General features: G+C 54.3%; 21 protein-coding genes and 3 pseudogenes. 9 read left to right on the top strand and 15 right to left on the bottom strand.

The window, feature by feature from the left end; genetic code table 11:
- The first annotated feature begins 46 nt into the window (after nucleotides 1-46).
- Both AC0TNJ_RS01250 and AC0TNJ_RS01245 read left to right on the top strand, forming a co-directional pair.
- Nucleotides 47-277, top strand: a complete 231-nt coding sequence (locus tag AC0TNJ_RS01250; protein ID WP_061347202.1) for an AbrB/MazE/SpoVT family DNA-binding domain-containing protein — start codon at nucleotides 47-49, stop codon at nucleotides 275-277.
- On the top strand, nucleotides 274-660 hold the full coding sequence (locus AC0TNJ_RS01245) for a type II toxin-antitoxin system death-on-curing family toxin (RefSeq protein ID WP_473769970.1): 387 nt from the start codon (nucleotides 274-276) through the stop codon (nucleotides 658-660). The genes AC0TNJ_RS01250 and AC0TNJ_RS01245 overlap by 4 nt, the downstream gene beginning before the upstream one ends.
- On the opposite strand, the gene AC0TNJ_RS01240 is transcribed toward AC0TNJ_RS01245, so the two are convergent.
- Nucleotides 657-1,127, bottom strand: a complete 471-nt coding sequence (locus tag AC0TNJ_RS01240) for a GreA/GreB family elongation factor (protein WP_473770005.1) — start codon at nucleotides 1,125-1,127, stop codon at nucleotides 657-659. The genes AC0TNJ_RS01245 and AC0TNJ_RS01240 overlap by 4 nt on opposite strands.
- Before the next feature lie 162 nt (nucleotides 1,128-1,289).
- On the opposite strand from AC0TNJ_RS01240, the gene betI reads away from it, so the two are divergent.
- The 4 genes from betI to AC0TNJ_RS01220 all read left to right on the top strand — a co-directional run bounded on the left by betI (nucleotide 1,290) and on the right by AC0TNJ_RS01220 (nucleotide 6,947).
- Nucleotides 1,290-1,874, top strand: a complete 585-nt coding sequence (gene betI / locus AC0TNJ_RS01235; protein ID WP_473769969.1) for a transcriptional regulator BetI — start codon at nucleotides 1,290-1,292, stop codon at nucleotides 1,872-1,874.
- A 2-nt stretch (nucleotides 1,875-1,876) separates the two neighbouring features.
- Nucleotides 1,877-3,526, top strand: a complete 1,650-nt coding sequence (gene betA / locus AC0TNJ_RS01230; protein ID WP_473770004.1) for a choline dehydrogenase — start codon at nucleotides 1,877-1,879, stop codon at nucleotides 3,524-3,526.
- Nucleotides 3,527-3,644: 118 nt separating this feature from the next.
- Entirely contained in the window at nucleotides 3,645-5,108 is a 1,464-nt protein-coding gene (gene betB / locus AC0TNJ_RS01225; protein WP_473769968.1) for a betaine-aldehyde dehydrogenase, read from the top strand.
- 768 nt (nucleotides 5,109-5,876) lie between these two features.
- The gene (locus AC0TNJ_RS01220) at nucleotides 5,877-6,947 is read left to right on the top strand and encodes a helix-turn-helix domain-containing protein (protein ID WP_473769967.1); all 1,071 of its coding nucleotides are present in this window, start codon (nucleotides 5,877-5,879) and stop codon (nucleotides 6,945-6,947) included.
- Here the strand turns inward: AC0TNJ_RS01220 and otsA are convergent.
- From otsA to AC0TNJ_RS01150, 14 genes and pseudogenes are all read right to left on the bottom strand, one after another.
- Nucleotides 6,901-8,280 carry an alpha,alpha-trehalose-phosphate synthase (UDP-forming) gene (gene otsA / locus AC0TNJ_RS01215; protein WP_473766954.1) on the bottom strand — a complete coding sequence of 460 codons (1,380 nt, stop codon included), beginning with the start codon at nucleotides 8,278-8,280 and terminating at the stop codon, nucleotides 6,901-6,903. The genes AC0TNJ_RS01220 and otsA overlap by 47 nt on opposite strands.
- A 14-nt stretch (nucleotides 8,281-8,294) precedes the next feature.
- On the bottom strand, nucleotides 8,295-9,077 hold the full coding sequence (gene otsB, locus AC0TNJ_RS01210; RefSeq protein WP_473766955.1) for a trehalose-phosphatase: 783 nt from the start codon (nucleotides 9,075-9,077) through the stop codon (nucleotides 8,295-8,297).
- Between the two features lie 66 nt (nucleotides 9,078-9,143).
- Nucleotides 9,144-10,559 (bottom strand): mannose-1-phosphate guanylyltransferase/mannose-6-phosphate isomerase, encoded by a 1,416-nt coding sequence (locus AC0TNJ_RS01205; protein ID WP_473766956.1) that lies wholly within the window; start codon nucleotides 10,557-10,559, stop codon nucleotides 9,144-9,146.
- Nucleotides 10,560-10,562: 3 nt separating this feature from the next.
- Nucleotides 10,563-11,987 (bottom strand): phosphomannomutase, encoded by a 1,425-nt coding sequence (locus tag AC0TNJ_RS01200; protein ID WP_473769966.1) that lies wholly within the window; start codon nucleotides 11,985-11,987, stop codon nucleotides 10,563-10,565.
- A 322-nt stretch (nucleotides 11,988-12,309) separates the two neighbouring features.
- Nucleotides 12,310-13,188 carry a dTDP-4-dehydrorhamnose reductase gene (rfbD, locus tag AC0TNJ_RS01195; protein WP_473766958.1) on the bottom strand — a complete coding sequence of 293 codons (879 nt, stop codon included), beginning with the start codon at nucleotides 13,186-13,188 and terminating at the stop codon, nucleotides 12,310-12,312.
- Entirely contained in the window at nucleotides 13,185-14,261 is a 1,077-nt protein-coding gene (gene rfbB, locus AC0TNJ_RS01190; protein ID WP_473769965.1) for a dTDP-glucose 4,6-dehydratase, read from the bottom strand. Before rfbB ends, rfbD begins: the two co-directional genes overlap by 4 nt.
- Nucleotides 14,262-14,270: 9 nt before the next feature.
- Complete coding sequence (gene rfbC, locus AC0TNJ_RS01185; RefSeq protein ID WP_473766960.1) at nucleotides 14,271-14,822, bottom strand: dTDP-4-dehydrorhamnose 3,5-epimerase; 552 nt, start codon at nucleotides 14,820-14,822, stop codon at nucleotides 14,271-14,273.
- Entirely contained in the window at nucleotides 14,819-15,703 is an 885-nt protein-coding gene (gene rfbA, locus AC0TNJ_RS01180; protein ID WP_253126635.1) for a glucose-1-phosphate thymidylyltransferase RfbA, read from the bottom strand. Before rfbA ends, rfbC begins: the two co-directional genes overlap by 4 nt.
- A 213-nt stretch (nucleotides 15,704-15,916) precedes the next feature.
- Nucleotides 15,917-16,732 carry a glycosyltransferase gene (locus AC0TNJ_RS01175; protein ID WP_253126638.1) on the bottom strand — a complete coding sequence of 272 codons (816 nt, stop codon included), beginning with the start codon at nucleotides 16,730-16,732 and terminating at the stop codon, nucleotides 15,917-15,919.
- Complete coding sequence (locus AC0TNJ_RS01170; RefSeq protein ID WP_253126641.1) at nucleotides 16,729-17,775, bottom strand: glycosyltransferase family 2 protein; 1,047 nt, start codon at nucleotides 17,773-17,775, stop codon at nucleotides 16,729-16,731. The genes AC0TNJ_RS01175 and AC0TNJ_RS01170 overlap by 4 nt, the downstream gene beginning before the upstream one ends.
- Nucleotides 17,775-18,719, bottom strand: coding sequence for a beta-1,6-N-acetylglucosaminyltransferase (locus tag AC0TNJ_RS01165; protein WP_473769964.1), 945 nt, complete (start codon nucleotides 18,717-18,719; stop codon nucleotides 17,775-17,777). Before AC0TNJ_RS01165 ends, AC0TNJ_RS01170 begins: the two co-directional genes overlap by 1 nt.
- A 49-nt stretch (nucleotides 18,720-18,768) precedes the next feature.
- Nucleotides 18,769-19,686, bottom strand: a complete 918-nt coding sequence (locus AC0TNJ_RS01160) for a glycosyltransferase family 2 protein (protein ID WP_473766963.1) — start codon at nucleotides 19,684-19,686, stop codon at nucleotides 18,769-18,771.
- An 86-nt stretch (nucleotides 19,687-19,772) separates the two neighbouring features.
- Nucleotides 19,773-20,918, bottom strand: a complete 1,146-nt coding sequence (gene glf, locus AC0TNJ_RS01155) for a UDP-galactopyranose mutase (protein ID WP_473769963.1) — start codon at nucleotides 20,916-20,918, stop codon at nucleotides 19,773-19,775.
- A 234-nt stretch (nucleotides 20,919-21,152) separates the two neighbouring features.
- A pseudogene (locus tag AC0TNJ_RS01150) lies at nucleotides 21,153-21,631 on the bottom strand (IS66 family transposase); the annotation flags it as partial.
- Between the two features lie 168 nt (nucleotides 21,632-21,799).
- Between AC0TNJ_RS01150 and AC0TNJ_RS01145 the strand changes: the two are divergent.
- From AC0TNJ_RS01145 to AC0TNJ_RS01135, 3 genes and pseudogenes are all read left to right on the top strand, one after another.
- Nucleotides 21,800-21,937: pseudogene (locus tag AC0TNJ_RS01145) on the top strand (IS3 family transposase); the annotation flags it as partial.
- A 29-nt stretch (nucleotides 21,938-21,966) separates the two neighbouring features.
- Nucleotides 21,967-23,104 (top strand): annotated as a pseudogene (locus tag AC0TNJ_RS01140) (IS3 family transposase).
- The gene (locus tag AC0TNJ_RS01135; RefSeq protein ID WP_473769962.1) at nucleotides 23,013-23,222 is read left to right on the top strand and encodes an integrase core domain-containing protein; all 210 of its coding nucleotides are present in this window, start codon (nucleotides 23,013-23,015) and stop codon (nucleotides 23,220-23,222) included. Before AC0TNJ_RS01140 ends, AC0TNJ_RS01135 begins: the two are co-directional and overlap by 92 nt.
- The last annotated feature ends 183 nt before the right edge of the window (nucleotides 23,223-23,405 follow it).

Here is a 23,405-nt window from a genome sequence, read left to right as displayed (position 1 = left end):
GAGGCGCACTATGTTATATCGTGCGTTATAACATAGGAGAAAACCCATGAACGTGACCCTGCGCAAGATCGGCAATTCTGACGGTGTGATCATCCCGAAGGAAATGCTGGAGCAGTTGAACGTGCAGACGGGTGACACCTTGGTCCTGACCGCAGATAAGGACGGGCTGAGACTGACCCGAAGCACCGAAGACCCGGAAATCTTCGAGAAGAAAATGAAGATTGCCCGCGAGCGGATGAAAAAATATGAGACCGCCTATCGCGTGCTCGCTCAATGATAGACTTTCATTCGCGGACCTTCATAGAAGCGCTGCATCAGGAGCAGTTGCGCCTGCATGGTGGCGCGGCAGGAATTCGTGATTCCGGCTTGCTGGATTCAGCGCTGGCGCGTCCGCTGCAGAAGGAAGCCTATGGCGATCCCGACATTTTCGATCTGGCGGCGGCCTATCTGTTCGGCATCCTGAAGAACCATCCTTTTGTGGATGGCAACAAGAGAACCGGGCTGGCTGCCGCCGATTTGTTTCTTTATTTCAATGGCTACAGTCTTGAAGCCGGACAGGAAGACGTTATCCAACTTGTCCTGATGGTTTCGACCAGCGAAATCGATGAATCTGGCGCCGCAGCGTTTTTCCGCGATCATACGGTTGCGGTAGAGGGTTAACCCCCTTTCAGCGACACGATTTCCCATTCGACATTGTTGATTTTGACGACATCGCCGACCGGCTTGCCGAACAGCAAGATGGCAACAGGCGCGACGTGGGAAATCTTGCCGTTTGACGGATCGGCCTCGTCCTCGCCAACGATGGTCCAGCGGCGGACCTTGCCGTCATCCAGGTTTTCCAGCTCCACCGTCATGCCGAAACGCACCACATCACTGTCGGGAGCGGGAGTGGAAAGCTCGGCATTTTCTCGCCGCGTCGTCCAGTAGCGCAGATCGCGCGAAATGCGCGCAACCGCCGAGCGCTCGCCGGCGACATTGGCATCGGCCAGTTCGCGTTGCAGCCGGGCAATTTCATCATCGATCATCTTCAGCCCGGTTGGCGTGACGAGATTGCGATGCGGGCTGACCGGGCGCTCGCCAAGGTCGGTCGGCGCATCATCCTGTTCTTTGGTGAAAGCTCTGCTCATCATTTGAATGTAAGCAAGCGCACCCCTTCCGGCAAGCCTCCCCAACCGCACGCCCCGCTTCCGCGATGCGTAAACGCATGATTTGCATGATGGGTTTTTATTGATTGATGAGTCAATCAAAGATAGACTATGCCGGAATTAGCCTGAGAACGGACCAATATTATGCCCAAGATCGGGATGGAGCCCCTAAGGCGGCGCGAACTGATCGATGCCGCCATTCGCACTATCGGCCAGCGCGGTTCGCTGGACGTGACCGTTGCGCAGATCGCCCATGAGGCGGGCGTGTCGCCCGCGCTCGCGCATCATTATTTCGGCGGCAAGGACAAGCTCATTCTCGCTACGATGCGGCATCTGCTGCGCGAGTTGGGCCGCGATCTCAACGCGGCAATCGGACAGGCTGAAACGCCGCTCGAGCGCATCGCCGCTATCATCGCCGTGAACTTTTCCGCATCGCAATTTGCGCAGGAAACGATTGCCGCCTGGTTGACCTTCTATGTCCACGCCCAGCAGTCGGATGACACAAGGCGGCTGTTGCGCATCTATGCGCGCCGCCTTCACTCCAACCTCGTTTTCGCGCTGGGGCAGCTCACAAGCCGCGAACAGGCGCACCGGATCGCGGAGGGTGCCGGTGCGATGATCGACGGCCTTTATATCCGTCACGCGCTTGGCGCCGACGCGCCGGATGCCGCCCGAGCAACGGCACTGGTGGAAGATTATATTGCGGTTCAGCTTGCGGGGAAGAAATGAGCATGGAAGCAGATTTCGTCATCATCGGCTCGGGCTCCGCCGGATCGGCCATGGCTTATCGCCTGTCGGAAGACGGCCGTTATTCGGTGATTGTCATCGAATATGGCGTTCCTGACGTTGGCCCATTGATCCAGATGCCTGCCGCCCTCTCCTTCCCCATGAATATGGAGACCTATGACTGGGGGTTCTCCACCGAGCCGGAACCGCATATTGGCGGACGCAGCCTTGTGACGCCACGCGGCAAGGTGCTTGGCGGATCGTCCTCGATCAATGGCATGGTCTATGTGCGCGGCCATGCCCGCGACTACGACCACTGGTCGGAAAGCGGCGCGCGCGGCTGGGCCTATGCCGATGTGCTGCCCTATTTCAAGCGAATGGAAAATTCGAGCGGCGGTCAGGAAGGCTGGCGCGGCACCAGCGGCCCGCTCTATATCCAGCGCGGCAAGCGCGACAATCCGCTGTTTCATGCCTTTGTCGAGGCCGGTCATCAGGCGGGTTTCGAAGTGACGGAAGATTATAATGGCGAGAAGCAGGAAGGTTTCGGCCCGATGGAGCAGACGATCCATAATGGTCGTCGCTGGTCTGCCGCCAATGCCTATCTGAAGCCCGCGCTCAAGCGCCCGAATGTCAGGCTGGTCAAGGGGTTGGCGCGCAAGATCGTGCTTGAAGGCAAGCGCGCGGTTGGCGTCGAGATCGAGGCAGGCCGCACCTTTTCGACCGTCCGTGCGCGGCGCGAGGTCATCATTGCCGCCTCGTCGATCAATTCGCCAAAGCTTTTGATGCTTTCCGGCATCGGGCCTTCCGCGCATCTGAAAGACCATGGGATCGAAGTGGTTGCCGACCGTCCCGGCGTCGGCCAGAACCTGCAGGATCATCTGGAAGTCTATATCCAGCAGGAATGCACGCAGCCGATCACGCTCTATTCCAAACTGAACCTGTTTTCGAAAGCCAGGATCGGCGCGGAATGGCTGTTCTTCAAGACGGGCGACGGCGCGACCAATCATTTCGAATCCGCTGCTTTCGTGCGCTCGAAGGCTGGCGTGGAATATCCCGATATCCAGTATCATTTCCTGCCGGTCGCCATCCGCTATGACGGCAAGGCGGCAGCGCAGTCGCACGGTTTTCAGGCCCATGTCGGGCCGATGCGATCAAAATCGCGCGGCAGCGTGACGCTTCGTTCGGCCAATCCGCGCGAAAAGCCGGTCATCAAGTTCAACTACATGTCGCATGAGGACGACTGGGCCGATTTCCGCCATTGCGTGCGGCTGACGCGGGAAATCTTCGGACAGGCGGCGTTCGATCCTTATCGCGGCGCGGAAATCCAGCCGGGCGCGCAGGTCCAGAGCGAAGATGAAATCGACAATTTCATCCGCGAGCATGTCGAAAGCGCCTTCCATCCGTGCGGCACCTGCAAAATGGGTGCGCTTGACGATCCGATGGCCGTGGTCGATGCTGAATGCAAGGTGATCGGTGTCGAAGGCTTGCGCGTTGCGGATTCGTCCATCTTCCCGCGCATCACCAATGGTAATCTCAACGGCCCGTCGATCATGGTCGGCGAAAAGGCATCCGATCATATTCTTGGCCGCACGCCGCTGGCGCGCTCCAATCAGGAACCATGGATCAATCCAAGGTGGCAGGTTGCGGACCGCTGACGCGGTCCAGCGAGTGGGCAGTAAGGCAGTAGGGGAATATGTCAGCTCGTGTTCCCGGCGCTTAACAACATACTGCCTTACTGCCCTACCCCCTATTCCCTTAAACAAGGAACCAGAAATGAAAGCACAACCCAAAGCCTCGCACTTCATCGGCGGCGCATTCGTGGAAGACAAGGCAGGAAAGCCTTTGCCAGTCATCTATCCGGCGACGGGTGAAGAGATCGCCAAGCTTTATTCCGCCACGCCCGGCGTGATCGAGGCGGCTTATGCGGCTGCGCTGAAAGCGCAAGGCGAATGGGCCGCGCTGAAGCCCGTCGAGCGCGGACGCATACTGCGCCGCACGGCAGAAATCCTGCGTGAGAAGAACAAGAAACTGTCGAAGCTCGAGACGCTTGATACCGGCAAGGCGCTTCAGGAAACGCTGGTGGCGGATGCCGCTTCGGCGGCGGACGCGCTGGAGTTTTTCGGCGGTATCATTTCCGGTTTCAACGGCGAGTTCGTGGAACTGGGCGGCTCGTTTGCCTATACGCGCCGCGAAGCGCTCGGCATCTGCGTCGGCATCGGCGCGTGGAACTATCCCATCCAGATCGCCGCGTGGAAATCCGCGCCTGCGCTCGCAATGGGCAATGCCTTCATCTTCAAGCCGTCAGAAAATACGCCGCTTTCGGCTCTGGCGCTGGCCGAAGCCTACAAGGAAGCCGGGTTGCCCGACGGACTGTTCAATGTCGTGCAGGGCTTCGGCGATGTAGGAGCCGCACTCGTCAACCATCGCCTGACGGCCAAGGTTTCGCTGACCGGCTCAGTGCCGACCGGCAAGCGCATCATGGCGCAGGCTGGCGAACATCTGAAGCACGTCACCATGGAACTTGGCGGCAAGTCGCCTATTATCGTCTTTGACGATGCCGACCTTGAAAGCGCTATCGGCGGCGCGATGCTCGGCAACTTCTATTCGACCGGTCAGGTCTGCTCGAACGGCACGCGCGTTTTCGTTCACAAGAAGGTCCGCGAGCGCTTTGTCGAACGGCTGGTCGAACGCACGCGCAAAATCCGCATTGGCGACCCGTTGGATGAGGCAACCCAGATGGGCCCGCTTGTCAATGCAGCCCAGCGCGACAAGGTTTTGTCCTATATCGAAAAGGGCAAGGCAGAAGGCGCAACGCTTGCCTGCGGCGGCGGCGTGCCGAAACTGCAAGGCTTCGACAAGGGCTATTTCATCGAGCCTACCATCTTTACCGATGTCACGGACGGGATGACCATCGCCCGCGAAGAAATCTTCGGCCCGGTCATGAGCGTGCTCGAATTTTCCGATGAGGACGAGGTGATCGCACGTGCCAACGACACCGAATTCGGACTTGCCGCTGGCGTGTTCACTGCCGATATCGCACGCGGCCATCGCGTCATCGGCCAGATCAAGGCGGGCACATGCTGGATCAATGCCTATAATCTGACACCGGTGGAAGTGCCTTTCGGCGGCTACAAGCAATCCGGCATCGGGCGTGAAAACGGCATTGCCGCGCTGGCCCATTACAGCCAGATCAAGACCATCTATGTCGAAATGGGCAAGGTAGACAGCCCCTACTGATCGCTGAAATCGGCCCGCGGAATTGCTTTCGGTTCTGCGGGCACCGTATTGAAAATACCCGCTATCTGAACAGGAACGCGCTGGTACTCTATGCCCATACGCCTTCACTACCACTGCGGGAGCAGTGTTCACCTTGCCCGGCAAGCAATCACAAACAGTAAAAAATAGCCTTGTTAACAACAGTTTCAAACAATATTAGATTGAAACTGCCGAAATCAACGCGGTTCCTGGCCGGGAGGGTATTCTATTTGTTTTTACACATGTCTTTATCCCCAAACCGGTTCCCGCTTTCGAGAGGCATGCCGCGTCATTAGATGCAGTTCCCTATTTTAACGGAACCGCCGGAACCGCTCTAACTATTTGTTTTGTCGCATCTTCCAACGCATCAGAGCGGGATTAGAAATCAGTCCAGTGAACTGCTTTCCCCGCGCAGGCATTGCTGGCAATGCTCTAGCGATGAGTACTCCATAAGATTTTATCAAGATAACTTATCTTCTGTGGGTTCTCCGGGTATTTTGCCCAAACGAAATGAATATTAAACACTAATGTACAATATTCTACTTTGCTATATTAGCCGAAAATCATTTATCACGAAATAAAGAATCTGTCATGATCAAAATCGTATAGACAAGCCCATTGTCAACGAATAGCAATTTAATTCCCATTTATTGGCAGCAACAACAAGGAATATCTTATTCAAGCAATATAGTATTTATTTCTAATCTATAATTCCCCCCACATAGTCGCGTTCTTGGCTGAACGGTTTGCATGGATAACAAGACATTAATTTCGACAGATATGATAGAGGATCGGTTGCCCAATGATTTCTGGTGCGCAATCCTCAAGCCTATGTATGAAGCCGAAGGCGACGATTACCAATTCTCTGGATCAATCGTTGCCCGTTCCATCGGCTCCGTTCAGATTGGAGCCACCTCGTTCAAGTCCCACAACCGTGCGCGCGTGCCAGAGCTTATCGCTCAAGCGGGACTGGACCACTATGTCCTGCAACTCATGGCCAGCGGTGAGCTGCGCGGCAATTTCAACGGTGTCGATGTCGATGCGAAGCCGGGGGATATCGTCTTCATCGACCTCAGCCAGACGGTCAAGCTCCATGGTTCCTGGGGCTCGCGCATTACGGTCGTGATTCCGCGCGAGGAGCTGGAAAAGATGGTCGGCTGGCGAAATCTCCATGGCCTTCACATGTCGGCAGAGATTCCCATGACGCGTCTGCTTTTCAGCTATCTTCACGATCTCCTGTCATTGAGCGGGGACCTGGACAGGATCAATGCGCAGTCAGCGCTGGACGCGATGTTCACCTTGCTCGGTGCAAGCATAAACGGCACCACAGGCGGCGTAGTCGAAAGCCTTCCGGCCAACCTGCCCATGCGCAAGCGAATTCTCGCCTATATCGATGACAATCTTTCCGACCCGCTGCTTGGGCCGCACCTCATCACCAAAAATCTCCGTATCTCCCGCTCAAGCCTTTACCGGACCTTCGAGGCGGAAGGCGGCATTGCCAGCATCATTCGCGACAAGAGGCTGGATCGCGCTTATCGCATTCTGGTTGACGAGCGGGGCCGACACGTGTCGTTCAAGGAAATCGCCTATCGTTGCGGCTTTCACGATGGCGCGCAATTTACCAAGGCATTCAAAAACCGTTTCGGCATGTCGCCCAAGGATGCTCGCGAATCGCACACGGACCTGCTGACGCCGGATGCGGCAAACTTCGACTGTACGTTCATGTTTCGGAACAAGCCGGCGGACGCCGCATTGTCAAACCATGAGCTGACCGTCAAGCTGATGAAAGACGACACAAAAAGTCGTCACACCAACGGTTGACGTCATTCGCGCTCAGGAAGGCCATCATGCTTTCAAATCGTTCCTTGCGTTCACCCAGCGGCATGGCAAGCGCGCGGGCCATGGCATGGGCAACCGCCTCTATATCATAGGGATTGACCAGCAGCGCGCCGTCCAGTTCCTGGGCGGCGCCGGCAAAACGGGACAGGACCAGCACGCCCGGATTTTCAGGATCCTGTGCGGCAACATATTCCTTGGCGACGAGGTTCATGCCGTCGCGCAATGGCGTGACCAGCGCCACGCCAGCCAGCCGGTAAAGTCCCGCCAGCACATCCCGGTTCAGCGAACGGTTGATGTAGCGTATCGGCGTCCAGTCAACGGTGGCGTTGGCCCCGTTCACCCGCCCGGCCAGCTCGGCGACAGCGCGCTGCATGTCCTTATATTCCGGCACTTCCGAACGTGATTTCGGCGTGACCTGCAAAAAAGTGACCTTGCCGCGATTGCCGGGGTCGACTTTCAGGAAATGCTCGAAAGCCTCCATGCGGTTGGTGATGCCCTTGGAATAATCGAGCCGGTCAACCCCAATGATAAGATCGCGATCCAGCATGCTTTCGCGCATGCGCTTTACCGTTGGATGGCGTTGCGCCTTGCTGGCTATTTCCGCGAAGGCAGCGGTCTCGATACCGATACCGAAACGCTCGGCGCGAAACCGATGGCCGAAAGCCTCAAACAGGCCATTATCATCCAGCGGCTTGCCGATTTTCTCGCGCCGCAGACAGCCTATGAAATTATCGACGTCATTCCGGGTCTGGAAGCCGATAACATCGTAAGAAGCCAACCCGCGCATGATGGTTTCGTGTACGGGCAGCGTGAACAGGATATCCGCTGGCGGCCATGGGATGTGCAGGAAGAAACCGATGCGATTGGTGACACCCAGATTGCGCAGTTCCGCAGCCAGGGGAATGAGATGGTAATCGTGAATCCAGATGAGGTCGTCCGGCTCGATCATCGGCAGGAGATGCTTCGCAAATAGGCGGTTGACCCGGAAATATCCGGCCATGTCCTTGCGCGTGTAATCGATGAGATCAAGGCGATAGTGGCATAGCGGCCAGAGCATGCGGTTGGCAAAGCCCGCATAATATTCATCGATATCCTTCTTATGGAGATCAAGCAGGGCGTAGCGAATTGGCCCCTCGTCGCGGATTGTCAGCTCCTGCGACTGGCGCGCGGGAAGCGTCTTGCCGGACCAACCGAGCCATATGCCGCCGCGTTCGTTGAGCGCCGCCTGCAACGCTACGGCCAGCCCGCCAGCAGGCGCCTTGCCCTGTTCATCGGGCAAGGGAACACGATTGGAGACCACGATCAGCCTTCCCATACATCAAGCTCCTTTCATTGCTTTTCCTGTCCATCACTCCGAATGCTGGAGAGCCACAGGCGAAGCTCGCCGGGGTTTGCAAACCGCGCGGCATGCGGAAGGTCAATCGTCCGTCCAACCACGGCGGTCGCGCCGCCCCATTCCGTTGCCGCCTTCAGCATGGACAGGTCGGTAAGATCGTCGCCGAATGCGACCGGAATCCTGCCTGCAAACGGCTTTTCTCCCATGAAGCGACGCAGGGCCGTGCCCTTGTCGCTTATCGCCGGGCGTAGCTCGAAAACCATCTTGCCGGGCTGCACAGTCCAATCAGGCCCGACGAGTTTCGACGCCTTTTCGATGAGGTCATGCGCCAGATCAGCCTTTTCGGGCGCAGCGCGATAATGAAGGGCGACGGCGTTGCCCTTGTCTTCGGCAAGAAGGCCGCTGACGCGAAGCGCGGCCTGCCGCAGAAAATCCCTGGCGATCAGGAAATGTTCGCTCGGCTCGATCAGTTCGACCAGCCCGGATGCGTGCCGGAACTCGGCGCCATGCAGCGCCGCTATCGGGCCGTGATAATCGGGAAAGCGTTCCTCGATGAACGCGATCGCCCTGCCCGTGACCAGAGCCATCGCACCGGACAGCCGCCGGGATATGACAGACAGGGAGTGCTGCAGGTCGGGCGGAACCACAACGCCGTCAGGATTGGCGGCGATATCGAGCAGGGTTCCGTCGACATCGAAAAAAAGAGCGTGTTTTTGAAAATCAATGACCGGCATGCCGATCACATCGGTCGCCGGGTCCTGTTCCTTGCTGGGCATATAAGGCAAACATCCGCGGCGGCGAATGGTTCCCGAATAAATGCCGCGCCAGGCAGTTTCCTGCCCTTACGTGCGGCCATAGACGTCATCGAAGCGCACGATGTCGTCTTCGCCCAGATATTCACCGCTTTGCACCTCGATGAGCACGAGCGGCAGTATGCCGGGATTTTCCAACCGGTGCCGGAAACCGCAGGGAATATAGGTCGACTGGTTTGTCGTGAGCAGGATTTCGCGGTCGCCATTGGTCACCTTCGCGGTGCCGGATACGACGATCCAGTGCTCGGACCGGTGATGATGCGCCTGAAGGCTCAAGCGACGCCCCGGCTTCACCTCGATCCGCTTGATCTTGAAGCCGTCGCCCTCTTCCAGAACCGTATAGGTGCCCCATGGCCGATGGGCCGTGCGGTGAAGCTTGGCCGCCTCATGGCCGCTCGCCCGCAGCCTGTTGAAGACCTTGCGCACTTCCTGCGCCTTGTCGCGATGGGCGACGAGCAATGCGTCCGGCGTGTCCACGACAAGCAAATCGTGAACGCCGACCAAGCTGACGAGCCGGGTTTCAGACAGGACAAAGCTGTCGGTCGTGTCTTCGATGACCGTTTCGCCCCGCAAGCGGTTGCCTTCGCTGTCGGGCGTGATGAGGTCGGCCATGGCTGCCCAGGAACCGATATCGGACCAGCCGCAGGACACCGGAATGCAGGCAATATTGTCGGCCTTTTCCATGATCGCATAGTCGATGGAAATCGCAGGCGCCGCCGCAAATTCGTCCTTCGCGATTTCGACGGTCTTCGTCTCGCCATTGACGCCGCGCCGGGCATGTTCAAGTGAAGCCTGCACGGCATTGAAAATATCCGGTGCAAAATGCTGCATCGCTGCGAGCATGGTTCCGGCGGTGAAACAGAACATGCCGGAGTTCCAGAAATACCGGCCGCTTTCCACATAGGCCTGTGCCGTTACGGCGTCGGGTTTTTCGACGAAGCGGAGCACATCCGTACCTTCGGCCTCGATGTAACCGAAACCGGTTTCCGGATGATCGGGCACGATGCCGAAAGTGACGATGCGCCCGGTTTCCGCGAGCTGGCGAGCCTTGGAAACGGCCTCGGCGAATGCTGCCTCATCCTCGATCAGATGATCGGCGGGCATGACCAGCAATGTGGCATCCGGCCCGAAAGTCGCAGCCGCATGCAGGGCCGCAACCGCGACAGCAGGCGCCGTATCGCGCCCAAGCGGCTCCAGCAGAAATGCGTTGTCGACCTTGGGCGCCTTCGCATCCGCATAGGCATCGAGCGTCAAGAACAGGAAGTCGCGATTGGTGACGGTGAGGATATGGTCCACACCGTCAAGCTGTGCCGCGCGCTTGTATGTCTTGCCGATCAGGGTGCTGCCATCGGGCAGTTCGATGAATGGTTTCGGGTGCGCGTCGCGCGAAAGCGGCCACAATCTGGAACCGGAACCGCCGCTGATGATGACAGGAATAAAGCTCATTGCTCAGTTGTCCTTCGTTGCGTTGCGGGCGATGGCAAGTCCCGTTTCCAGAAGCGTCTCTGCCTGGCTTTCGCCAGAAGCTTCCACATAGCACCGCAGTTCCGGCGCGTTGCCGGAAGCGCGATAATGAATTGCATTGCCTGAGTGGAAGAAGAGTTTCACGCCATCAATCGTCTCGGTTCGGACGATCGGATCATCCATTTGAAACAGCGCGTCGCGTTTTGTCTCGCTCTTCAGCATGGACAGAAATGCAAGGCTCTTTTCCTGCGGAATGTTCTGGAGCCTGTCGCTCAGCGCAACGCGGAAGTGGAAACCGGATGCGATTTCAGACAGCGGCTTGCCCGTTTCCTTGATGGAACCGAGACACCCCAGAATTGGCAGCAGCGCATCGCGTGTCGGCAGGGCAACCAGCACGCGGTCGCCACGGCTCATATCCGTGCCCAGCAGCACACCGCCATTGGCCTCAAAACCGACAACTGCCCGTATGCCCTCCGCGATGGCTTGCTCCATGCCCTCAATGACATAGGGCGACCCCACGCGAGTTCTGACAACACGCCCGAAATGCTCTTCAAGAGCGGAATTGGACGTCACCGGCGTCACGATTGTTCCGACGCCAAGCCATTTCGCGGTGATCGCCCCTACCAGATCGCCCCGGACGAAACGCCCGTTCTCATCCGCGATCAACGGGCGATCGGCATCGCCGTCTGTTGAAACAATAGCGTCGAAGCGGCTTTCCTTGGCCCACTGACCGAGAAGTTCGATATCCTCGGGGCGCAGGGCTTCCGTGTCGACAGGCACGAATACATCGGACCGTCCAAGGGGTACGGTTTCGGCACCAAGCTCGGTCAGGATGCGGACGATGAGGTCACGTGCCACAGAAGAGTGCTGATAGACCCCTACCCGCAATCCCCGAAGGCTTTCATCTCCCGCCAAGGCAACATAACGCTGCACATAGTTGTCAATGGCATCGCTGCCAAGCGGCGCCTCGTGCAGATGGCGGAAGGCGATATTATCAGGCAGGGCGGCATAGGCAGCGCTGATGGCGCTTTCGTCGTTCTTATCGATTTCCCCGTCGGCGCGATAGAATTTCAGCCCGTTGCGATCATCGGGAATATGGCTGCCCGTGACCATGATGCTGGGCGCATGCTGCGAGATCGCGTAGTGGCTCAATGCTGGCGTCGGCAAAACACCGCAATCGACGGGCTGAAATCCTGCATCCTCGATTGCCGCCATGCACAGCGCTGCAATGGCAGGACTGTAGGGGCGAAGGTCGCGACCAACAAAGACCTTGTCGTCCTTCCGGAGCTTCCCGGCTTCCGACAGCATTCCGACGAAAGCAAGGGAATAGGCATAGGCAGGCAGGCCATTCAGTTCGTCCGCCAGTCCTCTCAGACCGCTCGTGCCAAATTTAAGCGATGTACCGCTCATGCTTCCCGCCAGATTTTCCAGTATCGAAGAGGCGACGCCCGCAAGCGCCCGCCGGGCTTAAAAGTCTTGCCATCTTATAACGTGAATCCGAAAATCATCATCCCCACAATGGTGCAATCCCATGCAACTTATTGTGGGTCATAATCCGTATAGGCGGGCAATATCAAATCCTTAACGCAGACTGCGTTAATAATTGCTGTTTTGCTTCTTTGGCTGAAAGCTAGAGCGGTTCCAGTTGAAACGGAATCGGGGAACCGCTCCATCTCTTTGTTTTCACGCATTCTCCTACGCAAAACCGCTTCGCACTTTTGCTGGAAATGCTCTATATCAGCCGGGATACGACGTCCTGCAGCGACGACTGCCATTGCGGTGCCGACCAGTTGAACGCCTGTTGGAATTTGGCCGTCGACAGGCGGGAGTTGGCGGGGCGCACGGCCTTGGTCGGGTAACCGGCGGTCGCAATATCCGTAACGGTCGCCGTCGGCCCGCCAAGCCTGGCGCTTTCACTGAATATGGCGCGTGCAAAGCCGCTCCAGTTCGTATCACCCGTTCCGGCCAGATGATAAACACCATAAGCTGAAAACTCCGGTGCCGCCGCCAGATGATTCGCCACCCGGATAATTGCATCAGCGATATCAAGCGCGCTGGTCGGATTGCCCCACTGGTCAGCAACAACCGAGAGAACGTCGCGCGTCTCCGCGAGCTTCAGCATCGTCTTGACGAAATTCTTGCCGAAAGGACTATAGACCCACGCTGTCCGCAAAATGATGTGCTGCGGGTTGGCTTGCGCTACGAGACGCTCACCTTCAAGCTTGGAACTTCCGTAGACACTGCGAGGGTCGGTCGCGTCCGTTTCTACATAGGGTTTGTCGGCGTCGCCCGCGAAAACATAATCCGTGGACAGATGAATGACAGAAACGCCGCAGTTCATCGCTGCCTGCGCAACTGCCCCGGCGCCTGCTGCATTCACCGCAAAGGCAAGTTCCTGCTCATCCTCGGCCAGATCCACCGCCGTATAAGCGGCGGCAGAGACGACGATGTCGGGCTTGATCGCTTCAATGGCACTGCGCACGGTGTCCGGCTCTGCCAGATCCAGCTCCGGGCGGCCCAGCGCGATGACCTCGAGGTCCGCACGCTGCGACGCCTTCTCAAGAAGGCTCTGCACAACCTGCCCTTCCCTCCCGGTGACGGCGATTTTCATGCCCTGGCCTCTTTTACTGCCGTGTTGCCAAGGCGCTCACCGGCATAGGTACCGCTGCGGATCGGCTCCCACCACCATGCATTGTCGAGATACCATTGAATGGTTTTTTCCAGCCCGGTCTCGAAAGTTTCCTGCGGCTTCCAGCCCAGCTCGCGCTCAATCTTAGAAGCGTCGATCGCATAACGGCGATCATGACCGGGGCGATCTGTCACGAAGGTGATCAGGTCGGCATGGCTCTTGCCGTTTACGCGAGGCCGCTTCTTGTCCAAAATGGCGCAGATGGTTTCCACCACATTCAGATTGGTGCGTTCCGCACGCCCACCGATATTGTAGCTTTCGCCCAGCTTGCCCGTCGTCGCAACCAGAGCGAGGGCCCGCGCATGATCTTCAACATAGAGCCAGTCGCGTACATTCGCCCCGGCCCCATAAACCGGCAGCGGCTTTTCATCGAGCGCATTGAGAATGACAAGCGGGATCAGCTTTTCGGGGAAATGGAACGGACCGTAATTGTTCGAACAATTCGATAACACAACCGGCAGGCCATAGGTTTCATGCCAGGCACGCACCAGATGGTCGGAGGCCGCTTTTGAAGCCGAATAGGGCGACGAAGGCTTATAGGGCGTTTCCTCGGTGAAAATACCGCTGTCGAAAGGCAGATCGCCAAACACTTCGTCCGTCGAGATATGGTGAAAACGGAAGCTCGACTTGCGCGGTTCCGGCAGTTCCCGCCAATAGGCAAGTGCCGCATTCAGCAGGCGAAACGTTCCGACAATATTCGTCTCGATGAAAGCACCCGGACCATCGATTGAACGGTCGACATGGCTTTCTGCCGCCAGATGCATGACCACATCGATTTCGTTGGCGCGCAGAGCATCCAGAACGCTCGTGTCATCACAAATATCAGCCTGGAGGAAGCTGTAATTCGGATGATATTCAATCTGACGGAGAGACGCCAGATTGCCTGCATAGGTCAGCTTGTCGAGATTGACGACATTGATCCTGGGCTCGGAAGCCAGATGCCGGCACACCGCAGAGCCAATGAAGCCTGCTCCACCCGTAACGAGAATATTCATATCATTTCCTCAAGCAAAAACTTCTGCGTCAGCAAAATGCGGGGCCTTCCGATCCTTATCGGAAAGCTGGACGCCTGAAGATGCGAGTGACCAATCGATACCAATGGCCGGATCATCATAGCGGATCGAGCGGTCGTGCTCGGGAGAATAATAATTCGTCACCTTGTAGATAACTTCGGTTTTCTCCACGAGCGTCATGAAGCCGTGTGCGAAGCCCTTGGGCACCAGAATCTGGTTCCATTTTTCAGCCGAGACTTCCAACGAAACCCACCTCCCGAATGTGGGCGAGCTTTTGCGGATATCAACCGCAACATCGAGAATTGCACCGCGCGTGACACGAACCAGCTTGTCCTGCGCAAATGGCGGCAACTGATAATGAAGACCACGCACGACGCCCTTGGCGGCCGAATAAGAATGATTGTCCTGAACGAAAGTCAGATTAATCCCGGCTTCGGCGAATGATTTCGCATTGTAGGTCTCGGAGAAAAAGCCCCGGTCATCGCCAATTTTACGCGGGCTGATCTCGAAAACGCCGTCTAAACCTAAGGGACGAACTATCATCTTTCGCTACCGATTTCCTCGACCCGTCGACGCAGATAGGCAGCATATTCGGTCTGGCCAAGTTTTTCCGCCCGTTCGAGAACGGCGGCTCCGTCGATCCAGCCTTTTTCGAACCCGATTTCCTCAGGACAGGCAATCTTGATGCCTTGCCGTTTCTCGATAGTACGCACGAAAGACGACGCATCCTGAAGGCTGTCGTGCGTTCCGGTATCGAGCCAGGCATAACCCCGGCCCAACTGGTGGACTACCAGATCGCCACGCTGAAGATAGATATTGTTGATGGCTGTAATCTCCAGTTCGCCGCGCGCGGAGGGCTTGAGCGAAGCGGCAATATCGACGACATCATTGTCGTAAAAATACAGCCCCGTAACCGCCCAGGAGGATTTAGGCTTGATGGGCTTTTCCTCGATGGAGATTGCCTTGCCGGTCGTCTTATCGAACTCGACCACGCCATAGCGCTGAGGATCATCCACCCGGTACGCGAATACTGAACCGCCCTTATCCAGACGGGCAGCGCTTTCGCACAACTGGGACAAGCCATCACCGAAATATATATTGTCGCCGAGAATCATCGCCACATGGTCGCTACCGATAAAATGGCGACCGATGATGAAAGCTTCCGCCAAACCGTTAGGTTGCGGTTGTTCCGCGAAGGAGAAATTCATGCCGAACTCACTGCCATCTCCGAGCAGCTTGCGGAAAAGCGGCAGATCATGCGGTGTCGAGATAACCAGAACGTCCCTGATCCCCGCCAGCATCAGCACGCTCAGCGGGTAATAGATCATCGGCTTATCATAGATCGGAAGAAGTTGCTTCGAAACGGCTATCGTCAGAGGATAAAGACGTGTTCCGCTGCCGCCAGCTAAAATTATTCCTTTCATCTGCGCCTCATTTTGATCCCCGAAACATCAATACACCAGAGACACCACCGTCTGAAAAAATATATAAAAACACCTTTAACATTAATTTCAATATAAATACAAAACAATCAAGTCATAAAAATAATTCCTCTTCTTAATACTGCCAAACCAGCATCCAAGAAACCCGAACCCTCAACTTAACCTAAAAATACCTTAAAAGAGAACTACATAATCTCACCGTGGATCGCAAAACCGTATTAACTTTATAAGACGATTGCGGAGATATCTGGGTAGGAGGCTTCTGATAAGCGGATAAAAAACACCCAAATAAGAGAGAAGCCGAGGATCGAACTCCTGAGCAGCCGACCAACCAATCTTGAGCCGATTCCAGCCGACCCGCCAGTCGTTTTTCTCCTCTCCACTGACCCTGTAAAAGATCAGAGATTCCGGTAGATTATGAAACTTCAATCCGTGACGCGCAGCACGAATCCATAAATCATAATCCTCTTGTCGAGAAGGAATATCGGCATCGTAAGAGCCCGCCTCCAAGATTCTTAAACGCCTGAACATCACTGATGGGTGTATCATCGGACAGGTCCATATCAACCGCTTTATTTCCGTATCGGTTACGGGAACAGTTCTTTCACCAATTTGCTCGCCCTCAGCGTTAATTAGAAAAGCGCAAGATCCCAATACCGCTATGTCAGGATTGCTCGATAGATATTCGACTTGCTTTTGAAAACGTGTATCGAGCGCTATATCATCAGCATCCATACGGGCGACGAACTCACATGAGCAAGCATTTAGCCCTGCCCGCAAAGCTCCGCCCAATCCGATATTCTCCCCTAAAGGAACGATCCGCAGCGATTCTCCGATTTGCTTCTTCCATCTGCTAACCACAGTTTGCAATTGATGGGTAATAGGCCCATCAAGAACCAAGACAATCTCGTCAGGCTTTAGCTGCTGGTCCGACCAAATACTTTTAAGGCTACGTTCCAGATAATTGGGCCTCTCAAGGCGGTATATAGACACAAGAACAGAAAGACTCATTGTCTGCCTTCGGCTACAATCTTACTGCGCAAGCATGCCAAGGTTCTCAAGCCATCGAAACGCCGTGCTGTGGCATCTCTCGGAACATCCTGAGAACTATTTAGATAAGTTCTTTCTTCACCAGCGCCGTAATGTTCCCGTTCAATCTCTGGATCACTATGACGGCGAGCCATTTGAGTTCCTAACTTAAGATGAATCAGCCAGCCTTGTTCTATGTGAGTTTCATATGAATCTGGCATAAACTCATGGGAGGATGCCGTAAAATAACGGCGCTCATCGTACCGGATCAAAGGAAACTTCACTAAAAGCGGTTGCGCGCCGCCAGTCTTTTGGGCGATTCGACCCCTTGGGCCTCCTTTTAGGGATAGAAAACCATTACTCAATAAAGGGCCGGGCTCGTAACCGTCGACGTCGTGCATGGATTCTTTAAGTGCAAGATCTAAGTCACGCCGGTCTCCAACCGATTTTACTTTTTCATCATCGAATAAATACAAATCAACCATTGGAGCATATAAATATGATTGACCAATCCCTGACAGCAATTCGACGTATTGATCGATCTTACAATCTTCTCTATTCAAGTAAAGCAATTCATCAGCATCTATAAATAGGGCCCACCTGCCTTTTGCATGCTTATGAAACAGAAAATTTATCCATGTTATACCGTAGTAAGCTTGCTTGTAACTCTCATTCGTACGATAAAGATTGACGTCACGCTGGGCTTTAAGAAACTCCAAACTACCATCTGTTGATCCGTTATCAACGATACAGAATTCGCTCACACCTAAATGTCTGTGGTATTCTAAACATGCCGACAAGCGGTCGATTTCATTTCGAACGCTCATCAGCGCAACGGTTTTCCCATTCCTCTCCGTTTCAGCAGCTTGAATAAACTCCAGTTGCGTGGAACGGCTCGCCGCAACGATGTGCCGATAATGTATTCTTCGAATCAGTATTCTGACTGGCCGACGAAATGGCTCGAATAGGAACGTGAGATTCGGGCACTTAACCGAAAGCCAATGGAGAAACTCGCGGAATCCCATTATGAATCACCGGGTATATAGAAATTTGCCTTTAAGAAAGAGATAGCGCCCAGATCGCGACCGTCATCATCACTAAGAGCCGCTGCAAAACAGGCTTCTCTCAGTATTTCTGCATCTGGTGACGCCTTCCGGAAGAAAAAGCTCTTTAAATTCATGACCTCATCGACATCGCTATTACCATACACAATCGGCTTACCTCCTTCATCGAACCGATAGTCTGTAAGATTGAAACCGGTGATAGATTGTGTTTTATCAAGATAATTAACCAAAGTCGGAAACACCATTTCGTCGGGAATATATGTTCTTTTGAAGAATGAGACCAGCTCCGGATTATCGCGCAAATAATCAACAATGGACCCACACATTTCTCCAGTTAACGCCCACCACTGAGACCCGAACCGGATATCCAAACCTTGCGGAACATTTCGCTTTACGCCGCAGAGTTTTTGAAACCTGATCAGATTTTTTTGTAAGAATGAGTTGTTTTTCGATGGGGAGAAAGGAAAATAGAACTGATACCTCTCGGAGCGGAGGCCATCCTTGATCCAGTTTTGGTCGGCGACTTCGATAAACTGTGCACCTCTGTTCTCCAAGAGATATCGATACAGCTGTTTCAACGAACGGTTAGGAAGGCAAGCTTCACTTAAAAGAAAAACATAGTCATAGGATTGCAACCCAATGCAGGTTTGAATCTCTTCGAGACTAGCGATAACAGCTTCAACTAAACTGAAACTCCCCCAATGACATTTTATTCTGTTATCAACGAGATGAACCCTCTCTACCGGTCGCATTTGCCTCTTAATAAAAGAAAAATCGTGAAAAGGAGAATTTGCGTCATAGTGAATTGCGACATGATTGCCCCCCCCCCCTTGAACCAGATTTTCTGTAAGTTTCACAACTGTGCGAGCTTGGCTATGCGCTAGTATCAAAAAAATAATATTCACTTGCCGCTCCATCTTCAGTCGCCAACTTCACTTCTATTAAGAGAAGCCGTCATAAAAACTCTATATGCTTTTTATAATTCCAGAAGACCCCACGTACTCCGCAACACAATAGCGTCAGACAGATTGTAATGTTCTTTGTAGCCTTAAAAGCCAACCATGAGTTCTTGAAAACGTATCGAAGTGCAATGATCTTGTCCGCTTTCCTACCTGTACGCGCCTCGACTGCTGCAACATTTCTTATATCGCATTTATACTTCCAAATATTATTCTTGGAAACATTGCTGTAGGTTGGAAGCAAATTCTGGGGAGTAACATGCATCACCACGCTAGCATCAATATAGAAGCAGTCGAAATGATGTGAAATCCTGCGGGTATACTCGGTGTCGTCGTGCCAGATAAAAAACTCCTTCACGGGAAGTCCGACTTTTCGAATAGCTTCTTGACTGATAAAGCAAGAAACAAAGGAGCACGACACACATGGAAGAGATGAGGACATCTCATGAAATGTACTGTTCCAAGGCCAACGCGCAACAGGAATATTCATTACGCATAAATTGCCGTCTGTCCACTCCACTCGGCTGGATAAAAAGCCAACCGTTCGGAACCCTGCTTGATGCTGGACAAAAAAAGGGCTTTCCGTAACGGCTTGTAAACAGTCAGGCTTCGGCATGACATCGTCATCCATTACCCATACCCAATCAGCGTTCATCTTTATTGCAGCGCGAATGCCCGTATTAAATCCACCAGCTCCCCCGCTATTAAAATCAAGCAAATGCAAAACTAGATTCAGACGCCGACTATTCGCTTCGAGCCATTCGCGTGTCCCATCCGTCGAGTTATTATCGACGACGTGGATGTAACGTAACTCTCCGGTTTGTCTGCTTAATGCCTCGAGGCACTCACGCAGCTTCTCCAGTCGATTATATGTCACAACCACAGCGTCCACCGCTGCCTCAGCTTTGCTCATAACAAACAGGCCCGGTCAAAAATAAACTATCTACACATTGCAGAATCGAGCAACCAATCACAAAGTGCTTGGGCAGCTCTTCAACCTCAAGATAGCCTGGATTTAACTTCGTTATCAAAGCACTTCAATGCCGCACCAATTGCCTGATGCATATCTAGATAACGATAAGTACCAAGACGCCCACCAAAAATGACATCCTTTTCAGCATCCGCCATTGCCTTGTAAACAAGGTACGTTTGTTTATCTTTCTGCGTATCGATAGGATAGTATGGCTCATCTCCACGCTGTGCGAACCGAGAATATTCGCGAACAATGATGGTCTTTTCTTTCTGATAATCACGCTCTGGATTAAAATGCCTAAACTCAAGGATACGTGTGTATGGGACATCCTCGTCAGCGTAGTTCATGACAGCCGTGCCCTGAAAATCCCCCACCTGCAAAATTTCGGGCTCAAAATCGATGGTTCGCCATCCAAGTTCGCCTGCTTTATAATCAAAAAACTTATCGATCGGCCCCGTAAAGACAACCAGCTTCCCCGCTGGAATTTGGTTCTTCACGTTAAAATAATCCACACCCGTTTGAATATGAATTAATGGATGAGAAAGCATTCTCTCAAAGATCGCTGTATAGCCATCAACAGGAAGGCCCTCGTACGCGTCATTGAAGTATCGATTATCAAAATTATAGCGCACGGGAAGACGTGTTATGATATGCTCGGGTAATTCACGTGGGTCGGTCTGCCATTGTTTGGCTGTATAACCGCGAATGAACGCCTCATAGAGAGGACGACCAATTAGCGATATGGCCTTTTCTTCTAGGTTCTCGGCTTTTTTGTCACCAAGTTCGCGCGACTGCTCCAGCACGAGCTGTTGCGCTTCAATTGGTGACATACGCCGTCCAAAAAACTGGCTTATCGTGCCAAGATTAATTGGCATCGAATAGACTTGGTCTTTATACGACGTATATACGCGGTGCTTGTAATCCGTAAATTTGGTAAAAATGTTCAAATAATCCCAAACAGTTTTATTAGGTGTATGGAAAAGATGTGCGCCATACTTGTGAACTTCGATGCCAGTCTCCGCGTCATTCTCGCTATATGCATTTCCACCAATATGCGCGCGCCTATCAAGGATCAGAACTTTCCGCCCTAACTCATTTGCAACACGCTCCGCAATGGTTGCTCCAAAGAAACCAGCACCTACAATTATCAGATCATAATTATCGAAATTCACATTAACCTGCCAAAGTCTCGTTTATTGTACACCACCCACCCGCTCCTAATAGTTCATACCCACCGTTAATTCAATGAACGTATGCGGCGTCCATACCACATTGATTTATCAGTTGCAGCAGTTTGACAATCTTGCGTGAGGCTCGGATGTGAGCTCAGCCGGTAGTATCCGACCAGCTCATCGTGAGGTCTTCATGCAGGCGGCATAGGCCCATGGCGTCGGATCGTCGATATTTTAGGCGAGGTGGCCGTTTGTGAGGAAGGTAAAGAGATCACAGATAGGCGTAAGGCTCAACGCCGTTCATTTTACAAGTGCCGATCAGGCTGGCAAACCGGGCCCAATTGCGGCCCCTTCATCGTGGCTCGCAAAGAGCGCATCGCGGCGATTCATAGCGGGTCGGCGGATCGCGTTTTCCACCAGGTTGGAGTCGATATCGACGCGACCGTCGCTGAGGAACAGCCGGAATCCGTCCTGTCGCGTCAGCATATAGGCCAAGGCTTTTCCGAGGTAAGAATTGCGTGAGACGCGCTTGGCTTGCGCTGCCAGCCAGGTGAAAACTCGTCCACCAGCGGGAGGGACAGATCCTGTCGAACTGCCCGGTGACGTTCGGGATCTGGGCCCCGCATACTGACTTTGATCTTAAGCACGGCGATTCGCACCAGCGCCTCGTCTACGATGGGCGATCCTTTCTTTGGCGTGGCCGCGCTAATCCGTTCCAGCCGCGATCGTCACGCAACACGGCCAATAGATAGTAAGCGGCTAAGCTACCCCACTTATCTTTCGTCGGTGAGAGATTTTCTTCATGAATCATATGGAGAACCCTATGAGCGACGGTTTGAATCAACCCCGAACATTCGAGGTTTTGACGGCAGAACCCGTGCGAAACCGACGGCGGCCGCAAGACTGGATGGAAGGCGAGAAGCCGGTCGAATATCGCTGCACGCGCCACAGGCGCCCTTTCCAGAGCCCGAGGGAGACCTCCGCTTCCCGACGCTGATCTGGTTGCTCAGATCAGGGCGGCCGCAGGCGGTGGACAACCGAGCAAAAGCTGACGATCATTGAGCAGAGTTTCGAACCAGGCGAAACGGTATCTTCGACCGCTCGCCGTCACGGCGTTGCGCCCAATCTGCTTTATCGGTGGCGCAGGCTCTTGAGTGAGGGAGGTGCTGCAGCCGTGGATTCTGACGAGCCGGTGGTCGGCACTTCGGAAGTGAAGAAACTGGAAGATCGCGTCCGCGAGCTGGAGCGCATGCTCGGCCGTAAGACGATGGAGGTCGAAATCCTCCGCGAAGCACTTTCCAAAGCGGACTTAAAAAACGAATATCGCGGCCGATCTTGTTGCCGAAGGACGGTTCGCGATGAAGACCGTCGCCGAGACGCTGGGCGTTTCCCGTTCCAACCTCGTCGAGCGGCTGAAAGGGAGACCAAAGCCGCGCGGGTCCTATCATAAGGCCGAGGATGCGGAGCTCCTGCCCACCATCCGCAGGCCGGTGGATCAAAGGCCAACCTATGGCGATCAGCAGATCGTCGCGCTCCTCAATCGCGAAAGGCGGGCCGCCGATAAGCCTGTCGTCAACGCCAAACGGGGTCCATCGCATCATGGGCAACCACGCCATGCTGCTGGAGAAGCATACCGCCGTTCGCAAGGGCCGCATCCATGACGGCAAGGTCATGGTTATGCGCTCCAATCTGCGTTGGTGCTCGGACGGTTTGGAGTTCACCTGCTGGAATGGCGAGGTCATTCGTCTCGCCTTCATCATCGACGCATTCGACCGCGAGATCATCGCCTGGACGGCGGTTGCCAATGCAGGCATTTCCGGCTCAGACGTGCGTGACATGATGTTGGAGGCGGTCGAGAAAGCTTCCATGCAACACGAGCCCCGCATGCTCTCGAGCATCTCTTTGACAATGGCTCGGCTTATACCGCGCGGGACGCGAGGCTGTTTGCTCAAGCACTCAATCTGACGCCCTGCTTCACCCCGGTGGCCAGCCCGCAGTCGAACGGAATGTCCGAGGCATTCGTTAAAACCCTGAAGCGGGACTACATCCGTATCTCGGCACTACCGGACGCCGAAACGGCGCTCCGGCTCATCGATGGATGGATTGAAGACTATAATGAAATTCATCCCCATTCCGCGCTCAAGATGGCTTCCCCTCGGCCGTTCATCAGGGCTAAATCAATCTAGCCGGCGTGTCCGGTCGAAATGGGGGCAGTTCATCGAGCACTATAACAATCTTCACCCGCACAAGGCTTTAGGATATCAATCTCCACGAGAGTTCCTGAGCAGAAATGCTCAATCCTGAAAATGTCCAGTTTTTAAGGGGCAACTCCAATCAGGCCACGCCGGGGGTGCGGACGAAAACTTGGACTATCATGGAGGTAGTTCATGTATTCCTACGAAGACCGGATGAGAGCAGTTGCGCTTTACATCAAGCTGGGCAAGCGCCCGAAAGCTGCTATTCGCCAGTTGGGCTATCCAAGCAAAA

This window comes from Ochrobactrum sp. PL_is483 (genome assembly GCF_055816855.1).
Note: the sequence above shows the minus strand (reverse complement) of the source record. Positions and strands in the feature narration are given on the sequence as shown.

Coding starts and splice junctions, on each gene's coding strand:
- AC0TNJ_RS01170 (WP_253126641.1), bottom strand. CDS start 17,775: ATGGGATTCCGCGAGTTTCTCCATTGGCTTTCGGTTAAGTGCCCGAAT.
- AC0TNJ_RS01160 (WP_473766963.1), bottom strand. CDS start 19,686: ATGAGCAAAGCTGAGGCAGCGGTGGACGCTGTGGTTGTGACATATAAT.
- AC0TNJ_RS01175 (WP_253126638.1), bottom strand. CDS start 16,732: ATGAGTCTTTCTGTTCTTGTGTCTATATACCGCCTTGAGAGGCCCAAT.
- AC0TNJ_RS01245 (WP_473769970.1), top strand. CDS start 274: ATGATAGACTTTCATTCGCGGACCTTCATAGAAGCGCTGCATCAGGAG.
- otsA (WP_473766954.1), bottom strand. CDS start 8,280: ATGGGAAGGCTGATCGTGGTCTCCAATCGTGTTCCCTTGCCCGATGAA.
- rfbA (WP_253126635.1), bottom strand. CDS start 15,703: ATGAAAGGAATAATTTTAGCTGGCGGCAGCGGAACACGTCTTTATCCT.
- AC0TNJ_RS01250 (WP_061347202.1), top strand. CDS start 47: ATGAACGTGACCCTGCGCAAGATCGGCAATTCTGACGGTGTGATCATC.
- betB (WP_473769968.1), top strand. CDS start 3,645: ATGAAAGCACAACCCAAAGCCTCGCACTTCATCGGCGGCGCATTCGTG.
- rfbD (WP_473766958.1), bottom strand. CDS start 13,188: ATGAAAATCGCCGTCACCGGGAGGGAAGGGCAGGTTGTGCAGAGCCTT.
- AC0TNJ_RS01240 (WP_473770005.1), bottom strand. CDS start 1,127: ATGAGCAGAGCTTTCACCAAAGAACAGGATGATGCGCCGACCGACCTT.
- betA (WP_473770004.1), top strand. CDS start 1,877: ATGGAAGCAGATTTCGTCATCATCGGCTCGGGCTCCGCCGGATCGGCC.
- rfbB (WP_473769965.1), bottom strand. CDS start 14,261: ATGAATATTCTCGTTACGGGTGGAGCAGGCTTCATTGGCTCTGCGGTG.
- AC0TNJ_RS01205 (WP_473766956.1), bottom strand. CDS start 10,559: ATGAGCTTTATTCCTGTCATCATCAGCGGCGGTTCCGGTTCCAGATTG.
- rfbC (WP_473766960.1), bottom strand. CDS start 14,822: ATGATAGTTCGTCCCTTAGGTTTAGACGGCGTTTTCGAGATCAGCCCG.
- AC0TNJ_RS01135 (WP_473769962.1), top strand. CDS start 23,013: ATGGATGGATTGAAGACTATAATGAAATTCATCCCCATTCCGCGCTCA.
- otsB (WP_473766955.1), bottom strand. CDS start 9,077: ATGCCCAGCAAGGAACAGGACCCGGCGACCGATGTGATCGGCATGCCG.
- betI (WP_473769969.1), top strand. CDS start 1,290: ATGCCCAAGATCGGGATGGAGCCCCTAAGGCGGCGCGAACTGATCGAT.
- AC0TNJ_RS01220 (WP_473769967.1), top strand. CDS start 5,877: ATGGATAACAAGACATTAATTTCGACAGATATGATAGAGGATCGGTTG.
- AC0TNJ_RS01200 (WP_473769966.1), bottom strand. CDS start 11,987: ATGAGCGGTACATCGCTTAAATTTGGCACGAGCGGTCTGAGAGGACTG.